The following is a 15,851-nucleotide window of genomic DNA, read 5'->3' as shown; positions in this document are numbered from 1 at the left end:
GGTGGGGTGCGGGGAACTGTTTGAAATGTGTCTCTGCTTAGATTCGGGTGCGTTTTCGTGGAATAATAAATATTTGTGTCCCGGACTGTTCGGGATACGCCCTCATAGTCCAATTGGCAGAGACAGAGGACTTAAAATCCTTGTGTTCTGGGTTCGAGTCCCAGTGGGGGCACTGCATAGACACGCGTAGATGCGCGGTATAGATAGGCGGCGGCTCTTCCCGTGGGGGAGGGGCCGCCGCTTGCGTGTCTGAAGGTTTACAGGTTTGGGGTTTGCTGTTTGGAAGTTAAAAGGCGATGCCCCCGACCCATACTATCGGGGGCATCGTGGAGTGGCGGTGCGGGCTATGGCATTCCGCGCACTCTCTTCACCGCGGATAGAAGAGCTCGTCCTCTGCCGGAATCAGGACGGCTGGCGGTGAAGTCTGGTGAACCTGCAGGTGATTGCCTGCCTCGGTCATGTGTGGAGGCAGGAGGCGGTTCAAAGCTTACTTGCGGCGCGCGGTCACGAGCGCGTCGATGGAGAACTTGCCTGCGCCGCTGTATTTCGTGGTGTTGTTCATGCCTTCAAGCTTGACAAGTAAAGTTTTACACTTCAAGTAAGTCTAGTTTGTGGAGAAAAAGAGTGCAAAACAGGGGGTTTAGATGACGTTTTGTGACGGGGCTCCACGCCCTAAAACACCCGCGAACCGTCTTCCGGAGCTCAAAAAACGTGAGACCCTATAAAGAGACACAGCCACAGACGCACCCCTGCCTGAACGGGGGAGCAGAGTCAGAAAGGCACAGCATGCAGACTAAACCCTCCATCATTGCCGTCGATATGGACGGCACCTTCCTCACCGACTCCAAAACCTTCGACACCGAACGGTTCGCGCGCATCCTGCCCCGCCTGCAGGCGCATGGAATCCACTTCGTCGTGGCGAGCGGAAATACCCATGCCAAGCTACAGGACTATATGCGCGGTTTCGAGGACCAGGGCCTCACCTACATTGCTGAGAACGGCGCGTACCTCGCCGATGACAGCGGTCAGCTTGCCGTGCATCCCTTTGAGGAAGAGGATATCCCGCGCATTATTGAGGTAGTGCAGGGGCTGGACCAGATCGGTCTGCTGGTGTGCACCACCGAGGGTATTTACCTGCCCAAGGATCGTTGCGATCAGATTGTGCACATGATTCGCGGCTATTTTGAAGACACCGGTCAGGAGCTTCCCGAAACCCTCACCCTGGAGGACTTTGCGGCGTTCTTCTTCCCCGGCTCGGTCATGGTTGACTCTATTGAAGATTTTGAGGGTGCACCCATTAAGTTCCCGCTGCTGACTCCGCCTAAGCAGACGCAGCAACTGAGCGTCTACTTGCGTGAGGTTCTTCCGCAGACCGTTACCCCGATGGTCAGCGGCTTCGGTGCCATTGACCTGGTGCGCACCGGTGTCAACAAGGCGACCGGTCTGAAGGACCTGTGCGAGCGTCTGGATGCTGACCCTGCGGGCATTCTTGCCTTCGGTGACGGCGAGAATGACATGGAGATGCTCCGCTATGCGGGCTGGGGTGTCGCCATGTCTAACGCCCCGGAGGTTGTGCGGAATGCTGCTGACGAGGTGATCGGCTCGAACGAGGAGCAAGCAGTTCTGGATTATCTGGAGCAACTCCTGGATCGTTTGGAAGCTTCGCACTAGACGCTTCACAAAGAGGTGCGCCGGAGGGTCTGCATGCGGGGCGGTGTGGACTTGGGTGAACCTCAGGTAAACACCGCCCTGAAATATTCTGGCAAGGTCGCCAGATGCGCTTGCTGGTAACGAACAGCGCCCGTGAGCGCAGAATCTATCCGATAGAATTAACAAGAATTAGTTTTGTCCCCGTATGAAGGAGAGAATGATGGCGGGAAATCCGCTTCTGAATTCAATGACGAAGAATGCCACTCAGGGTGACTCTCGTTTCGGTCGCTTTGGTGCGCAGTCTCAGCAGAACAACCAGCAGGCGTACGGTCAGCAGCAGGGCTACGGCCAGCAGACTTACGGTCAGTACGGTCAGCAGTCCTACGGCCAGTACGGCCAGCAGGGCTACGGTCAGAACGCATACGGTCAGCCCCAGTACGGCCAGCAGGCACAGTACGGACAGCCGTACGGTGAGGCTGACTACGGCGTAGCAGCCCCCACCTACTCGGAGCCCATCCCTGCCGGTGAGCGTCTGACCATGAACGATGTCATGGTTAAGACCGGCATCAACCTGGGCCTGGTCGCTGTCGGTGCCGCTGTTGCATGGTACATGCCGGTGCTGCTGTTCCTGGGCATGCTTGGCGGTCTGGTCCTGGGTCTGGTGAATTCCTTCAAGAAGAAGGTTTCCCCGGTCCTGGTCATGACCTACGCCTTCATGGAAGGTCTGCTGCTCGGTGGCCTGTCCGCTGTTGTGGACATGCGCTACCCCGGCGTGGCAATTCAGGCTGTTCTGGCAACCCTCGTGGTCGCAGGTACTACCCTGGCGCTGTTCGCGAACGGTAAGCTGCGTGCAACCCCCAAGCTCAACAAGATTTTCATGATCGGCGCTATTGGTTACCTGGCGTACGGTCTCATCTCGATCCTGGGTGCGGGTATCTTCGGTTCCTCGCTGAACAGCTTCTCTATCGGTGGTATCCCGCTGGGTCTGGTTGTTGGCCTGTTCGCTGTTGCGCTGGCAACCTACTCGCTGCTGCTGGACTTCACCACCACCTCCGAAGCTGTGGAGGCGGGCCTGCCCGAGCGTGAGTCCTGGCGTCTTGCATTCGGCCTGACCGCTTCTCTGGTCTGGCTGTACGTTGAGATCCTGCGTGTTCTCATGTACCTGGCAAGCATCTTTAGCAACGACTAAAGCTCACTTTGAGGCGGCGGTACCGTGATGGTGCCGCCGCCTTTGCCGCTTTACTTCCCCTGTGTATTGAGGCGCGGGGGAGAGCACACAATAACAACACCACACACCGCCTCCGATGGGGTAGCTGAAGCTGCCCCGCACGAGTGCGACACCGATAACGATTTGGAGACACCGTGAAAATTACACCTGTTGCAGAAGAGCATGTAGCCGAGGAGGAGCGCGGCTACCGGGTTCCTTTTGCCATGGAAGTTGCCGGTGCTTGGGCGTGGCGCATCATTATGATTGCCGGTGCAGGCTGGATCCTTTGGAAGGGTCTGGGGCACGTCTCCCTGCTGGTTATTTCTCTTCTGGTGGCTCTGCTTCTGGCGGCTCTGTTGAGCCCCGCCGTGATGCTTCTGCGTAAGAAGGGTGTTCGTGCCGGTGGCGCGGCGGCTATTGCCGAAATCGGTATGATCCTCGTGCTCGCCGGTATTATTTCGCTGACCGGTCAGCAGATTCTGCGCGGTTTTGTGTCCATGGCGGATAAGGCGGTGCAGGGCTACCAGCAGCTGATTGGTTGGTTGAAGAACCTCGGCTACGAGTTCGGCGCCGACCAGATGAACCAGCTGTTGGATCAGATGGAGAGCGCTGTAACCAATAACCCCAGCTCCGTGCTGCACGGTGTGTCTCAGGTGGGTTCGACTGCGGCTGAGGTTGCGACCGGTACCCTGCTGACTCTGTTTACCCTGGTTTTCTTCCTGATGGAGGGCGAGCGTATCTGGCTGTTCGTCACTCGCCTCTTCCCGAAGGATGCGCGTGCCGCAGTCAACGGTGCGGGTCGCGCGGGTTGGAAGTCCCTGGGTGCGTACGTGCGCGTTCAGATTCTGGTGGCGGCTATTGACGCTATCGGCATCGGTATTGGTGCTGCAATTCTGGGTGTTCCGCTGGCTATCCCGCTGGGTGTGTTGGTCTTCCTCGGTTCTTTCGTTCCTGTGATTGGTGCCCTCATTTCTGGTGCTGTGGCTGTGCTGCTGGCGCTGGTTGCTCTGGGTCCGGTGCAGGCGCTGATTATGCTCGGTATCGTTCTGCTGGTTCAGCAGCTCGAATCCCACATTCTGCAGCCGCTCATTATGGGTAAGGCTGTCTCCCTGCACCCGCTGGCGGTTATTTTCTCGGTAGCTGGTGGCTCCATGATTTTTGGTGCGGTGGGTGCTCTGTTCGCCGTGCCGACTCTGGCTGTGGTCAACTCGGTGGTGCGTTATCTGGCGAATCGTGACTGGGAGAAGGAGGCGCCTCGTGAGGAGGAGTTCCTCTTCCCGCATGAGCTGGAACGCCGTAAGAAGGCTGAGGAGAAGGCCCAGGAACGGCAGGAGAGCGTCAAGAATCTGGCCTCCCGGGTGCCGAGCCGTCAGAAGGCTGAGGAGCCTGAGAACCAGGCTTCCGAGGCTTCGGACTCCTCCGAAGACTAGGGGCCTGCATCGAGCGGGAGGTTTTGGCGTAGGGCACCCCGCCACCCTCGATAACGCACCGCTAACTCGTCCCGGCGATACCGCCGGCCGCGATGCCGTCTACGGCGGTGTCTCGCCAGGGGGCTACTTGCGACCGGGTAGCCCCCTTCGCTGTACCCATCCTCTAAAATGGGATGAGCAATACATCACCATCCCGCGCCCGCGGGACAACGCACCGTCAGAATGGAAAACCCGTGAGCGTAGATCTCGACTCCCTGCCCGTGACCATTACCGATATTGAACGTGCCGCAGAGCTGCTCGAAGGCGTTATTGAACGCACCCCGGTCGCCCATTCGCGTGCCCTGAGCCAGCGCCTGGGTTCCGAGGTGTTCTTCAAGTGTGAGAACCTGCAACGCGCCGGTTCGTTCAAGGTGCGCGGCGCGTATGTGCGCATGGCAAAGCTCTCCGAGGAGGAGAAGAAGCGCGGCGTCGTGGCGGCGAGTGCAGGTAACCACGCTCAGGGTGTGGCTCTGGCTGCTGACCGTCTGGGCATTAAGGCTCGCATTTACATGCCGCTGGGTGCGGCACTGCCTAAGATTACCGCAACCCGCGATCACGGCGCTGAGGTTGAGCTGCACGGCCTGACCGTGGATGAGGCTCTGGCGGAGGCGAAGCGCTACGCCGAAGAGACCGGCGCGGTGTTCGTGCACCCCTTCGACAATGAAGACATTATTGCCGGCCAGGGCACCATCGGTCTGGAAATCCTGGAGCAGGTTCCGGACGTTGACACCGTGATTGTGGGTGTTGGCGGCGGCGGTCTGCTGGCTGGCCTGTCCGCTGCTATCCGTGCGAAGGAGCAGAAGCTCGGCAAGAAGATTAAGATTATTGGTGTTCAGGCGGAGCACGCGGCGGCGTACCCGCTGTCGCTGGCTGCGGATGCTCTGGTGCCGTTGAAGAAGGTTTCCACCATCGCTGATGGTATTGCGGTGGGCCGCCCCGGCCAGATGCCTTTCTCCATCATCAAGGAGCTGGTGGACGATGTGGCGACCGTGAGCGAAGACGATATTGCTCGCGCCCTGATCTTCCTGATGGAACGTAACAAGCTTGTGGTGGAGCCTGCCGGTTCGGTGCCTGTGGCGGCGCTGATGAACGGCAAGCTGAAGGAAGAGTACGGCGACCTGGGTACGGTCGTGTGCGTGCTCTCCGGCGGCAATATTGACCCGATGCTGATGCTGAAGGTGATTCAGCGCGGTCTGTCGGCGGCTGGCCGCTACATGACCGTGAAGATGATGCTGTCTGACCGTCCGGGTGAGCTGGCGACCATCTCCCGCATTATTTCCGAGAACGACGCGAACGTCACCGGTGTGGACCACACCCGCGTGGGTGGCTCGCTCTCCATGGGTGACGTGTCGATTACGATCGACATGGAGACCAAGGGTGTGGAGCACTGCCGCCAGGTTATTTCTGCCCTGGAGGATGAGGGTTTCAAGCCCATCATCGTCTACTAAGCCGATATATTTATTAGCCGACGAGCTGTAATAGGTGCGCCTGCGACGTATAGGCAGAACGCGAGAATAGACAAAAACAGTGCGGGGTGCTGACCGTTGATGGTCAGCACCCCGCACTGTTTGTTTTATATCTAGCGCTGTCTCTTAGCTCTAATCTCTTAGCCCTGGTAGGGGGTTGCGGAGATAATCTTGGCGCTCAATTCCTTACCGTTCGGAGCGGTGTAGGTGACCTCGTCGCCCTGCTTAGCGCCCATAATTGCTGCGCCGAGGGGGGACTTCTCGGAGAAGACCTTCAGGTCGCTACCTGCCGGCAGAGTGTCCTCAATTTCGCGGGAGCCGAGCAGGAACTTCAGAGTGCGGCCGGCAACCTCAGCTTCGATAACCATGCCGTGTTCTACCACGCCGTCGTCAGCGGGAGTGTCGCCGATGTGCGCGGTTTCCAGCAGGTGCTTGAGCTGCTTGATGCGCGCCTCGTTCTTCGCCTGCTCGTCGCGTGCTGCGTGGTAGCCGCCGTTCTCGCGGAGGTCACCCTCATCGCGTGCCTGCGCGATGCGGTCAACGATTTCCTGGCGGTACGGGCCGGAGAGGTACTCCAGCTCCTGGGTGAGGCGGTCGAAGGCGTCCTGAGTGAGCCATGCACCGGTGTTTTCAGCCATGCGTGTCCTTTGCTTATGCGCCGGCTCTGCCGGTGCGAAACGAATAAACCCGCTACCGCGTGCCGCGTTCAATGCGCGGCGGTACCGGTAACGGAATGAATCAACAGACCTATTCTAGAGCACCGGAGGATTTTCGGCTGTTATGCCGGTCGTATCTTCCCCTCTGAGCGCATCTTCGTCGGTACGCACGCCTGTAGCTGAACGCTCCGCCAGCATCAGCCTGTTTCATGCCCAAGAATCTGCTGATATGACGGCATGTTTCACGATGTCACACGGCGTCATCTGCGCTAGTGTACCGGCGCTATCCTTGGGTATCATACGAGAAGCTACAACCGTAAAATTTCTGCCGTGTAGCGCTCGTATTCGCGAGTCACAGACACATCATCGACCCCCTGGCGCATCATCTAAAGGAGACCACCGTGAGCGAAGCCATTGAACAGCTGAAGGCAAACCTGCCGTCTCACCCTCCCGTGGACTCCCTCAAACCCCTGGAGGAGGACTACACCGGTCTGCGCATCCTCGCGGTGCACGCCCACCCGGACGACGAGTCTTCCAAGGGCGCCGGTACCGCCTCGGCGTATATTGCCCGTGGCGCCCGCTTCATGGTGGCGACGATGACCGGCGGCGAGCGCGGTGACATCCTGAACGAGGAGATCGATAAGAGCCCGCGTGCGCACCGCGACCTGCCGGGTCTGCGCCGTGCTGAGATGGCGGCTGCCCGCGAGATTATGGGTATTGAGCACCGCTGGATTGGCTTCTTCGACTCGGGTCTGCCCGAGGGCGACCCCATGTCGCCGCTTCCCTTCGGTAGCTTTGGCACCATGCCCCTGGACCGTGCCGCCGCGCCGCTCGTGCGTCTGGTGCGTGAGTACCGCCCCCACATCATCATCACCTATGACGAGATCGGCGGTTACCCGCACCCCGACCACATCATGACCCACAAGGTTGCCGTGGAAGCATTCGAGAAGGCAGGCGACCCGGAAGCCTACGTGGGTGAGGGTGAGCCCTGGACCCCACTGAAGCTCTACTACGACCGCGCATTCAACCCCGAACGCACCCTCGCCCTGCACGAGCATCTGCTCGATACGCACGGTGAGAGCCTGCTGAGCGGCTGGATTGAGAACATCGCGCACCGCGCTTCCTCGGGGGAGGCGCCTCGCCACGAGACTACGACCCGCATCCTGGTTCACGAGCACTTTGAGCAGCGCGATCAGGCTTTGCGCGCGCACGCCTCGCAGGTGGACCCGAACGGCGTGTTCTTCGCCGTTCCCAGTGAGAAGCTGAAGGATATTTGGCCCTGGGAGGACTACACGCTGGCCGCCTCGCACGCTGAGGTTCAGCTGCCCGAATCTAGCCTGGACGAGGGCCTGAGCGACTACTACGTTATCTAGGCTGGGGTGCATCGCCCCGCGCGTTACAATGATGCCCTTCACCCACGATATGAGTCGTAGGTGAAGGGCATCATCCATTCTTAGGCGCGCGATGCGTGCAGCCCCTGTGCACAACCCCGAACGCCGCCACCAGATGCCACAAATTTTGAGCCGATTCTCAGCCCAACCGTGATGCCGATTGCCGCGAAGGTACGGCGCGGCGGCGTAGAATAAGAGCTTGGACTCTTTCGTTATGAGCCCGCTGAATTATCTGCCACGACAGCCGAATGAGGTATGAGCTATGAGCGCCAACGCCCTGCCCGTGATTACTGTGCACGGCCACGCCAGCAACCCCGGCACTGTCACTGAGCCTACCGTCTATGAGCAGGCTCTGGCGCGCTCGCTGAGCCCCGAATCCCTGCCGGCACATATTGGAGTGCTGGTGGACGGTAACCGCCGCTGGGCGGCTCAGCGCGGCTTGAGCACCCGTGAGGGCCACGCCGCCGGTGCGGAGCGAATTATTGATTTTCTGGCCTGGTGTACTGAGCTGTCGATTCCGCAGGTGAGCCTGTACATGCTCTCCACTGAGAACCTGAAGCGCCCCGAGAAGGAGCTGACCGGCCTGGTCGCTGTGATTGATGCGTTCTTGGTGCGTCTGGTGGAGTCCGCCTGCGGTCCGGTGCGCGCTATCGGCAATATTGACCTAATTCCTCCTCAGCTGCACGAGCGCCTGGATTGGGCGATTGAGCAGACTGCGCACCTGCCCGGTGTTCGCGTGAACATTGCGGTCGGCTACGGCGGCCGCCAGGAGATTGTGGACGCGGTCAGCTCGGTTCTGCGTGAGGCCGCCGCTGAGGGCGCATCCTTGGAATCGCTTGCCGAACAGCTGAGTGTGGAGGATATTTCTTCGCACCTGTACACCGCCGATATGCCCGACCCGGACCTGCTGATTCGCACTTCGGGCGAGCAGCGCCTGTCCGGTTTCATGACCTGGCAGAGCGCGTATTCTGAGTTTTATTTCTGCCGCGCCCTGTGGCCGGATTTCACACGCGTTGATTTTCTGCGTGCCCTGCGGGATTACGCGAACCGTTCCCGCCGCTTCGGTTCCTAGAACTTGGATGCCCTAGCGCCATCGGTGCATGTTTCTCGGCCGGCTGGCTGGTTCCTGGCTAGCAGTCTCCGGTAGTACAGCCTCCAGCAATACAGAATGGACGTTCTATGCTCGCTGAGCTTTCCCGCCTCTACAACGCTGGAGGCGCCTCCGTTATTGCCGCTCTGGTGCTCGGCAGCTACCTGCTGTATTTTCTGTGGTGCGCCCTGCGGCTGTGGCGTATTGACGTGCGGGAGCACCGTCTGCCGCACCGCATCCTGATTCCTTTGGCTATTGCCACCTATACGGCACTGCCGGTGTCTTTGCTTTTTGCCGGTCGCCCCGCCGATATTTGGCGTGTGATTGGTGCCGGTCTGGTGCTGTGGTTCTGCTACCTGCTTCTGCGTATCCTGTCTTTTGGCGCGCTGGGCCGCGGGGATGTGAAACTTGCCGGCATTCTGGGCGGTGTGCTCGGGTACCTGTCCTGGGCGAATCTGGGCTGGGCGTCGCTGGTGACGTTCCTTGCCGGTGGTCTGGTGTCTTTGGCTCTGGTGCTGTTCACGAAGGCGCGCGGTAGCACCCGCATTGCCTTCGGTCCGTTTATGCTTCTGGGTGCGCTGGTGGCGTTGGCTGCTCCGGCGTATTCTCTGTGGTAGATTCCGAAGTAGGGTGACCGTCCGGCTAAGTGGCGGGCTTGTTCTGTGTGCGGCTCGCGACTGTTCGCTCTGCTCTCTAGCACCTATTCCCCTGGTAGACTTGCCGGGGCTTTTGAAAGGTTGATGTTATGCCTACTCCTCCCTATATCCGTAAGCTGCGTGAGCGGATCGGTTCGGATTACCTGTGGCTGTCCGGTGCGACGGCTGTGGTGTACCGTGAGCAGGATTCTAAGGTGCTGCTGGTGCGCCGTAGCGATAACGGGGCGTGGACTCCGATTACGGGCATTGTGGACCCGGGGGAGAGTCCCGCACTGACCTGCCTGCGTGAGGCGCAGGAGGAGGCGAACGTGCAGATTGAGGTGCTGGAGTTGGCGCAGGTGAAGGCTGACCCGCCGATGCAGTTCGGTAATGGTGACCGCTGCCAGTTCTTGGATCATACGTTCTTGTGCCGCTGGGTTTCTGGTGAGGCGAAGGTGAACGACGAGGAGTCTTCGCAGGTGCGTTGGGTGGATGTGTCTGACCCGGCGGAGCGTGCGTTGCTTTCGGATCGGATGCTGGACCGTATTGATGCGGCGCTGAACTATAACGGCCACTGCCGTTTTGGTTTGGAGTCGGTGCCGCCGGAAGAGCTCTAGACCGGTTACTGGGACTGAGTAAAAGCTGCCGAACTAAACCTGTACATACAGAAGGAGGGGCGACCCGCCGTCATGGCGAGTCGCCCCTCCCAGCATTTTTATGACAGTTTGTTACATGTTATTGGGTGGTTCTTCCTGTTTTTCTGTGGGAGTGGGGGACTGGAAGCCTAAAGGTTGCCGTGGTTTTATTTTGTTTTTGTCTTCTTTACCTTAAGTTGCGTCTGTGTATCGAGTTATGAGTGGTGTACATGAGATGCTTTATATATGACACGGGTTACATTGGGAGTGACGGCCCCGTATTAGTCAGTAACCCGAGAAAGATTCGTTCACGTGATGTTCTGGTGAGCGTAGTCGCTTTCCTTTTACTCTGCCTATAAATCTTTAAGGCATGCCATTTTTCTGTGAACTAGGCTCATTGTGTTCATCGCAATTCTTGGGCGCTATTTTGATGCGTCCTGGAAGGAGCAAAGCATGACAACACATAAAATACCCTGGAGAATCTACGTAGCCCTTATTGGCTCTCTGGTAGGTACAGGAATATATTCCTTCGCCCTACCCATCGCGATTCTCGCTAGTACAGGCGAAATTGGGTTGGCTGGCGTAATGGCGGTAGCCATGCAAATCCCCAATATCGCCTTGGCATATCCACTAGCAACCCTATCTGATAGTCTGCCTCGAAAACCTATGATTGTGATTGCCGGGGCAGTAAACATCCTCAGCATCCTTACCTTGGCGTTGATGATTGAGCAGCATATGCTGTCATGGTTCACCATCGCCGCACTAGGATTTGTGAGCGGTGTCTTCTCCGAACTGGCTGCTGCCTCAGAAGCAGGATATATTCCGCAGCTTCTCGGACGAGAAAACCTTCTTTCGTACAATGCACGTCGTGAAATTTGCGAGGGAATATCCGCAATCATTGCACCCCCTACAGCAGGATTTATTGTTCTTGTCGCGGGTGCAACGGTCGGTCTTATCGTCCCGGTGCTCCTTTTCGGAGCGGCAACTATTTCATACGCAACGTTGCCATCCGTAGAGATGGAAACTAAAACTGAGCAACGCGAAACCGCACAACATGGGTTTATTCACCGCATGTTTGACGGTATCCAATACATGTTCTCCGGCGCCCCGCAGAGACTTATCCTTGTCTACACGTTCTTCTTGGCGGCAGCTACGGCATCGTATTCACTCATCATTATTTACCGCCTGTATGAGGAGCTCACTTTTGAAGCCTCAGTGGTAGGCATGATTATGGCCTGCAGCGGTATCGGTGGTATCGTCGCGGCGCTCATCATCGATCGTTTCCTCTCTTTCGAGAACACGCGAGGAATGCTACTGGTCGCCAACGTCGTATCCCTGCTCGGAATACCGCTCGTCACCATCAGCAATAACCCCGTAGTGCTCGGCGCCTTGCTCTTCATCCTGGACGTAGGATGGGCATCAGCTTTCATCTTCTCCAATAATCTGCGTGACTGCATTACACCGAATGAGCTACTGGGGCGTGCCAGCTCCCTTGACGGTGCCGTATTTGGATTAGGAACGCTGTACTCCATGGGCGCGGTAGCACTGATGCTTGACCATCTCGGCTCCTTCAACGCTGCGCTTGTCGTCAGTATCCCGGCTGTACTCTGCCTCATCTACACGCTGGTCCACTATAAACAGTTCAAAGTGTTCAATATTGTTGAACAATAGTGAGAACCCGCTACCAACTCAATGACGGGGCAGAGAACACATACAGAGGGAGGGGCGACCCGCCGTCATGGCGAGTCGCCCCTCCCTCTATGGTTAAGCCGCGAACCTCAGGCGAGGTTCAGGCGGGTGAGATTAGAAGTTGCCCAGCATCTTGGTGACGTCCAGAGCCGCATCCAGCTGCTCCTCAGTCACTTCGCCGCGCTCCACATAACCCAGAGCCACAACTGCCTCGCGGACAGTCACCTTGTGAGCCACCGAGTACTTAGCGATCTTTGCAGCAGCCTCGTAACCAATCAGCTTGTTCAGCGGGGTCACGGTCGACGGCGAAGCCTCAGCCAGGAATCGGCAACGGTCAACATTAGCGGTCAGACCGTCAATCATCTTCTCAGCCGAAACACGAGAAACATTAGCGAGCAGGCGGATCGACTGCAGCAGGTTAGCAGCCATCACCGGGATACCCACGTTCAGCTCAAACGCGCCGTTAGTGGAAGACAGAGCAATGGTTGCGTCGTTACCGATGACCTGAGCGGCAACCATGATGGTAGCCTCACAAATCACGGGGTTGACCTTACCGGGCATGATCGAGGAGCCGGGCTGCAGATCGGGGATGTGCAGCTCGCCCAGGCCGGTGTTCGGACCCGAACCCATCCAGCGGATGTCGTTGCTGATCTTCATCAGACCGTACGCCAGGGTGCGCAGCTGACCGGAAACCTCAATCAGGCCGTCACGGTTAGCCTGAGCCTCGAAGTGGTTACGAGCCTCGGTCAGGGGCAGGCCGGTCTCCTCAGCGAGCAGCTCAATCACGCGAGCGGAGAAGCCGTCCGGGGTGTTAATGCCGGTACCCACAGCGGTACCGCCCAGGGGAACCTCAGCCACGCGGGGCAGGGAAGCGTTCACACGCTCAATGCCGTAACGCACGGTTGCGGCGTAGCCGGAGAACTCCTGGCCCAGGGTGATGGGGGTTGCGTCCATCAGGTGGGTACGACCGGACTTCACAACGTCCTTGAACTCTGCAGACTTGCGCTCCAGGGACTCAGCGAGCACCTCGAGAGCGGGAATCAGGTCCTTCACCAGAGCCTCGGTCACAGCAACGTGCACGGAGGTGGGGAAGACGTCGTTGGAGGACTGGGAAGCGTTCACGTGGTCATTGGGGTGAACCTCAATGCCCTTGGACTCCAGGGAACGGGATGCCAGGGTTGCCAGAACCTCGTTCGCGTTCATGTTCGAGGAGGTACCGGAACCGGTCTGGAAGACGTCAATGGGGAAGTGGGCGTCGTACTTACCGGTTGCTACCAGATCCGCTGCGTCGCGGATAGCCTGGGCGCGCTCAGCGTCGAGCACCTTGAGTTCCTCATTGGCGGTCGCGGCTGCCTTCTTCACGAGGGCAAGCGCACGAATATGAGCGGATTCGAGGGTCTGACCCGAAATCGGGAAGTTCTCGACTGCGCGCTGGGTCTGTGCACGGTAGAGTGCATCAGCCGGAACGCGAACTTCGCCCATGGTGTCATGTTCAATGCGGTATTCAATGTTTTCAGCCATATCTCTAGGATAGGCGTTCAAAGTGGCTTACGTCGCCTCGAAAAGGTGTCAAAAGAGGAAAAACGCTCATAAATTTTGCGGCGTGAGAAGGCACGTAAAAACCCCGCCCCGGCAGATGTGCGAACACGCTACCGTGGCGGGGGTATCCCATAGAAAAATCTGTTGTTAAGTGCGAGCATGTGGGTTCTCGCGCTAAGGCTCGTAATGAGCGGAGAAGAGGAAACCTAGTCCAGGTTCTCGGCAACCACAACGCGCGGGGGAGTCTTCACGACCACCGGAAGCGCCTGAGTCGGCGGGTTCTGCGAGTCGTTCTTCTCCTCCGGCAGGGTCAGATCCTGCGAACTGAACACCAGCTCCGCCTTACCCTCCTTCAGATGGTAGAAGACACCAATCACGGCGACCTTACCCTCAACCACCGCATCCGAAATGATGTGGGACTGCTCAATAATGCGGATGGCGGTCTGGCGGGTGTGCTCACGCACCATGTCGTTGACGACCGGGTTCTCCGGCAGCTTCGGGGACATCACCGAGGGCAGGATGTGCTGCACCAGGTTACGGATGAAGCCGTGCGGCATCTCACCGGACTCCAGGGACTTGCTGGCCGCAGTCACAGCACCGCAGGAGTCGTGACCGAGAACCATCACGATAGGGGTCTCAAACTCATCAACCGCGTACTCCAACGAACCGAGCGCCGCGTTCTCCAGCACATGACCGGCGGTACGCACCACGAACGCATCGCCCAGGCCCAGATCAAAAATAATCTCTGCCGCGAGGCGAGAGTCACCGCAACCGAAAATCGAGGCGAACGGGAACTGACCCGATGCCAGGTCGGTACGGCGAATCGTGTCCTGGTTGGGGTGCTCGTTGCTACCCTCAACAAAACGGCGGTTACCGTCCTTCAGACGCTTCCATGCTTCTGCGGGAGTCGGTTGGATGCCAGCCATGTGATGCTCCTTAGCGGACAAATACAGATAACGCGTGCCGTCGGAGCCAGCGAATCTGCGAACGAGTATGTGGGGCTTCAGGCGCTCGCACTGAAGCTCAGCTCCTTGCCCCGGGAGCCTCCCGGAGAAAGAACCTACCTCAAATATGCCTTAAATATGCGAAAAATAGCTAGTTTGGCGCGCCTTCACAACACCCAAAATCAGCGCCTCAGAGCGTACGAAGTGTCGAAGAGAGACGCAGCCCTCACCAATTTGCCGCATCTGCTCACCTTAAAGTCAACACGCACGCAAACTCGTTCAGAACAAGAAAAACGAAGCCTGCGCGCGCTATCCTGAAAGGAGCACTACTGCGTCGGCGACTTCGTGCTGGAAAGAACCAGCCAGCCGACGGTGTATTCAGAAATCTCGAAGGTGAGTCTATGACTACGAACAACAACCACGGCGATCGCAACCTCGCAATGGAACTGGTCCGCGCGACTGAAGCAGCAGCAATTGCTGCAGGCCCCTGGGTCGGCGCAGGCGAAAAGAACCTCGCAGATGGTGCAGCCGTAGACGCAATGCGTTACCGCCTCTCCACCGTCAGCTTCAACGGCACCGTCGTCATCGGTGAAGGCGAGAAGGACAAGGCTCCCATGCTGTACAACGGCGAAAACGTCGGCGACGGCTCCGGTCCCTCCCTCGACGTGGCGGTTGACCCCATCGACGGTACCCGCCTGACCGCACTCGGCATGGACAACGCCCTCTCCGTGATTGCTGTGGCAGACGGCGGCACCATGTTCGACCCCTCCGCAGTGTTCTACATGGAGAAGCTGGTCACCGGCCCCGACGCCGCAGAGTTCGTGGACCTGCGCCTGCCCGTCAAGCAGAACCTGCACCTGGTCGCTAAGGCTAAGGGCAAGAAGGTCAGCGAGCTGACCGTATGCGTGCTGGACCGTCCCCGCCACGCCAAGCTGATCCAGGAGATTCGCGAGGCAGGCGCCCGTACCCGCATCATCCTCGACGGTGACGTCGCTGGCGCTATCGCAGCCTGCCGCGAAAACACCGGCGTGGACCTCATGCTGGGCACCGGCGGCACCCCCGAAGGCGTTGTCGCAGCATGCGCTATCAAGGCAACCGGTGGCGTCATCCAGGGCCGCCTGGCACCGACCGACGAGGCAGAGCGTGAAAAGGCGCTGGAAGCCGGCCACGACCTCGACCGCGTGCTGACCACCAACGACCTGGTCACCAGCGACAACTGCTTCTTCGCCGCAACCGGTATCACCGACGGTAAGCTGCTGCGCGGCGTTCGCTACAGCAAGAACGTTGTGACCACCCAGTCGCTGGTTATGCGTTCCTCCTCGGGCACCGTGCGTACCGTTGAGGCAGAGCACCGCCTCTCCCGCCTGCGCGAGATTCTCTCGCACACCAAGAGCCCCGAAGAGCAGTAATCTTCGAAGAGCAGTAATCTTCGCCCCGCAAGGGCTGAGGAGCCGCGCTAAGACTCCTCAAACATTGCACA

At 58.7% G+C, this 15,851-nt stretch carries 13 protein-coding genes and 1 tRNA gene; 11 read left to right on the top strand and 3 right to left on the bottom strand.

Features of this window, described 5'->3' with window-relative positions; genetic code table 11:
• The first annotated feature begins 98 nt into the window (after window positions 1-98).
• The 5 genes from HMPREF2942_RS03155 (at window position 99) to ilvA (ending at window position 5,774) form a co-directional block, all read left to right on the top strand.
• Window positions 99-172 (top strand) — tRNA-Leu (locus HMPREF2942_RS03155).
• 614 nt (window positions 173-786) lie between these two features.
• A complete protein-coding gene (locus HMPREF2942_RS03150; RefSeq protein WP_070688359.1) occupies window positions 787-1,671 on the top strand; it encodes a Cof-type HAD-IIB family hydrolase in 885 nt (294 codons plus the stop codon).
• Between the two features lie 199 nt (window positions 1,672-1,870).
• Window positions 1,871-2,839 carry a Bax inhibitor-1/YccA family protein gene (locus tag HMPREF2942_RS03145; protein ID WP_070688358.1) on the top strand — a complete coding sequence of 323 codons (969 nt, stop codon included), beginning with the start codon at window positions 1,871-1,873 and terminating at the stop codon, window positions 2,837-2,839.
• Between the two features lie 173 nt (window positions 2,840-3,012).
• Window positions 3,013-4,287: an AI-2E family transporter gene (locus tag HMPREF2942_RS03140; RefSeq protein ID WP_070688357.1), complete on the top strand. Its 1,275-nt coding sequence runs from the start codon at window positions 3,013-3,015 to the stop codon at window positions 4,285-4,287.
• A 233-nt stretch (window positions 4,288-4,520) separates the two neighbouring features.
• Window positions 4,521-5,774: a threonine ammonia-lyase gene (gene ilvA, locus HMPREF2942_RS03135; protein WP_049358314.1), complete on the top strand. Its 1,254-nt coding sequence runs from the start codon at window positions 4,521-4,523 to the stop codon at window positions 5,772-5,774.
• A 158-nt stretch (window positions 5,775-5,932) separates the two neighbouring features.
• Here ilvA and greA read toward each other — a convergent pair whose 3' ends face one another.
• Complete coding sequence (greA, locus tag HMPREF2942_RS03130) at window positions 5,933-6,430, bottom strand: transcription elongation factor GreA (RefSeq protein WP_044150727.1); 498 nt, start codon at window positions 6,428-6,430, stop codon at window positions 5,933-5,935.
• Window positions 6,431-6,849: 419 nt separating this feature from the next.
• On the opposite strand from greA, the gene mca reads away from it, so the two are divergent.
• The 5 genes from mca (at window position 6,850) to HMPREF2942_RS03105 (ending at window position 11,870) form a co-directional block, all read left to right on the top strand.
• Window positions 6,850-7,821 (top strand): mycothiol conjugate amidase Mca, encoded by a 972-nt coding sequence (gene mca / locus HMPREF2942_RS03125; protein WP_070688356.1) that lies wholly within the window; start codon window positions 6,850-6,852, stop codon window positions 7,819-7,821.
• Window positions 7,822-8,101: 280 nt separating this feature from the next.
• Window positions 8,102-8,911 carry a polyprenyl diphosphate synthase gene (uppS, locus tag HMPREF2942_RS03120; protein ID WP_049354994.1) on the top strand — a complete coding sequence of 270 codons (810 nt, stop codon included), beginning with the start codon at window positions 8,102-8,104 and terminating at the stop codon, window positions 8,909-8,911.
• Window positions 8,912-9,018: 107 nt separating this feature from the next.
• Window positions 9,019-9,546 carry a prepilin peptidase gene (locus HMPREF2942_RS03115; RefSeq protein ID WP_005508942.1) on the top strand — a complete coding sequence of 176 codons (528 nt, stop codon included), beginning with the start codon at window positions 9,019-9,021 and terminating at the stop codon, window positions 9,544-9,546.
• Window positions 9,547-9,674: 128 nt separating this feature from the next.
• A complete protein-coding gene (locus tag HMPREF2942_RS03110; RefSeq protein WP_070688355.1) occupies window positions 9,675-10,181 on the top strand; it encodes an NUDIX hydrolase in 507 nt (168 codons plus the stop codon).
• A 417-nt stretch (window positions 10,182-10,598) separates the two neighbouring features.
• Window positions 10,599-11,870, top strand: a complete 1,272-nt coding sequence (locus HMPREF2942_RS03105) for an MFS transporter (protein WP_246822724.1) — start codon at window positions 10,599-10,601, stop codon at window positions 11,868-11,870.
• A gap of 132 nt (window positions 11,871-12,002) precedes the next feature.
• Here HMPREF2942_RS03105 and HMPREF2942_RS03100 read toward each other — a convergent pair whose 3' ends face one another.
• Window positions 12,003-13,409 (bottom strand): class II fumarate hydratase, encoded by a 1,407-nt coding sequence (locus HMPREF2942_RS03100; protein WP_044146069.1) that lies wholly within the window; start codon window positions 13,407-13,409, stop codon window positions 12,003-12,005.
• A gap of 224 nt (window positions 13,410-13,633) precedes the next feature.
• Complete coding sequence (locus HMPREF2942_RS03095) at window positions 13,634-14,353, bottom strand: carbonic anhydrase (RefSeq protein WP_070688354.1); 720 nt, start codon at window positions 14,351-14,353, stop codon at window positions 13,634-13,636.
• Window positions 14,354-14,772: 419 nt separating this feature from the next.
• On the opposite strand from HMPREF2942_RS03095, the gene glpX reads away from it, so the two are divergent.
• Window positions 14,773-15,780, top strand: a complete 1,008-nt coding sequence (gene glpX / locus HMPREF2942_RS03090; protein WP_049355887.1) for a class II fructose-bisphosphatase — start codon at window positions 14,773-14,775, stop codon at window positions 15,778-15,780.
• Window positions 15,781-15,851: the final 71 nt, after the last annotated feature.

Origin of the sequence: Rothia sp. HMSC071C12 (assembly GCF_001813895.1) — a bacterium.
Taxonomy (GTDB): domain Bacteria; phylum Actinomycetota; class Actinomycetes; order Actinomycetales; family Micrococcaceae; genus Rothia; species Rothia mucilaginosa.
The sequence above is the reverse complement of the archived record's forward strand: the minus strand, read 5'-3'. Positions and strand labels throughout refer to the sequence as shown.

Excerpts from the sequence above, each read along its gene's own strand:
- HMPREF2942_RS03095 (WP_070688354.1), bottom strand. The coding sequence starts at position 14,353 with ATGGCTGGCATCCAACCGACTCCCGCAGAAGCATGGAAGCGTCTGAAG.
- greA (WP_044150727.1), bottom strand. The coding sequence starts at position 6,430 with ATGGCTGAAAACACCGGTGCATGGCTCACTCAGGACGCCTTCGACCGC.
- HMPREF2942_RS03115 (WP_005508942.1), top strand. The coding sequence starts at position 9,019 with ATGCTCGCTGAGCTTTCCCGCCTCTACAACGCTGGAGGCGCCTCCGTT.
- HMPREF2942_RS03110 (WP_070688355.1), top strand. The coding sequence starts at position 9,675 with ATGCCTACTCCTCCCTATATCCGTAAGCTGCGTGAGCGGATCGGTTCG.
- HMPREF2942_RS03100 (WP_044146069.1), bottom strand. The coding sequence starts at position 13,409 with ATGGCTGAAAACATTGAATACCGCATTGAACATGACACCATGGGCGAA.
- glpX (WP_049355887.1), top strand. The coding sequence starts at position 14,773 with ATGACTACGAACAACAACCACGGCGATCGCAACCTCGCAATGGAACTG.
- HMPREF2942_RS03145 (WP_070688358.1), top strand. The coding sequence starts at position 1,871 with ATGGCGGGAAATCCGCTTCTGAATTCAATGACGAAGAATGCCACTCAG.
- HMPREF2942_RS03150 (WP_070688359.1), top strand. The coding sequence starts at position 787 with ATGCAGACTAAACCCTCCATCATTGCCGTCGATATGGACGGCACCTTC.
- uppS (WP_049354994.1), top strand. The coding sequence starts at position 8,102 with ATGAGCGCCAACGCCCTGCCCGTGATTACTGTGCACGGCCACGCCAGC.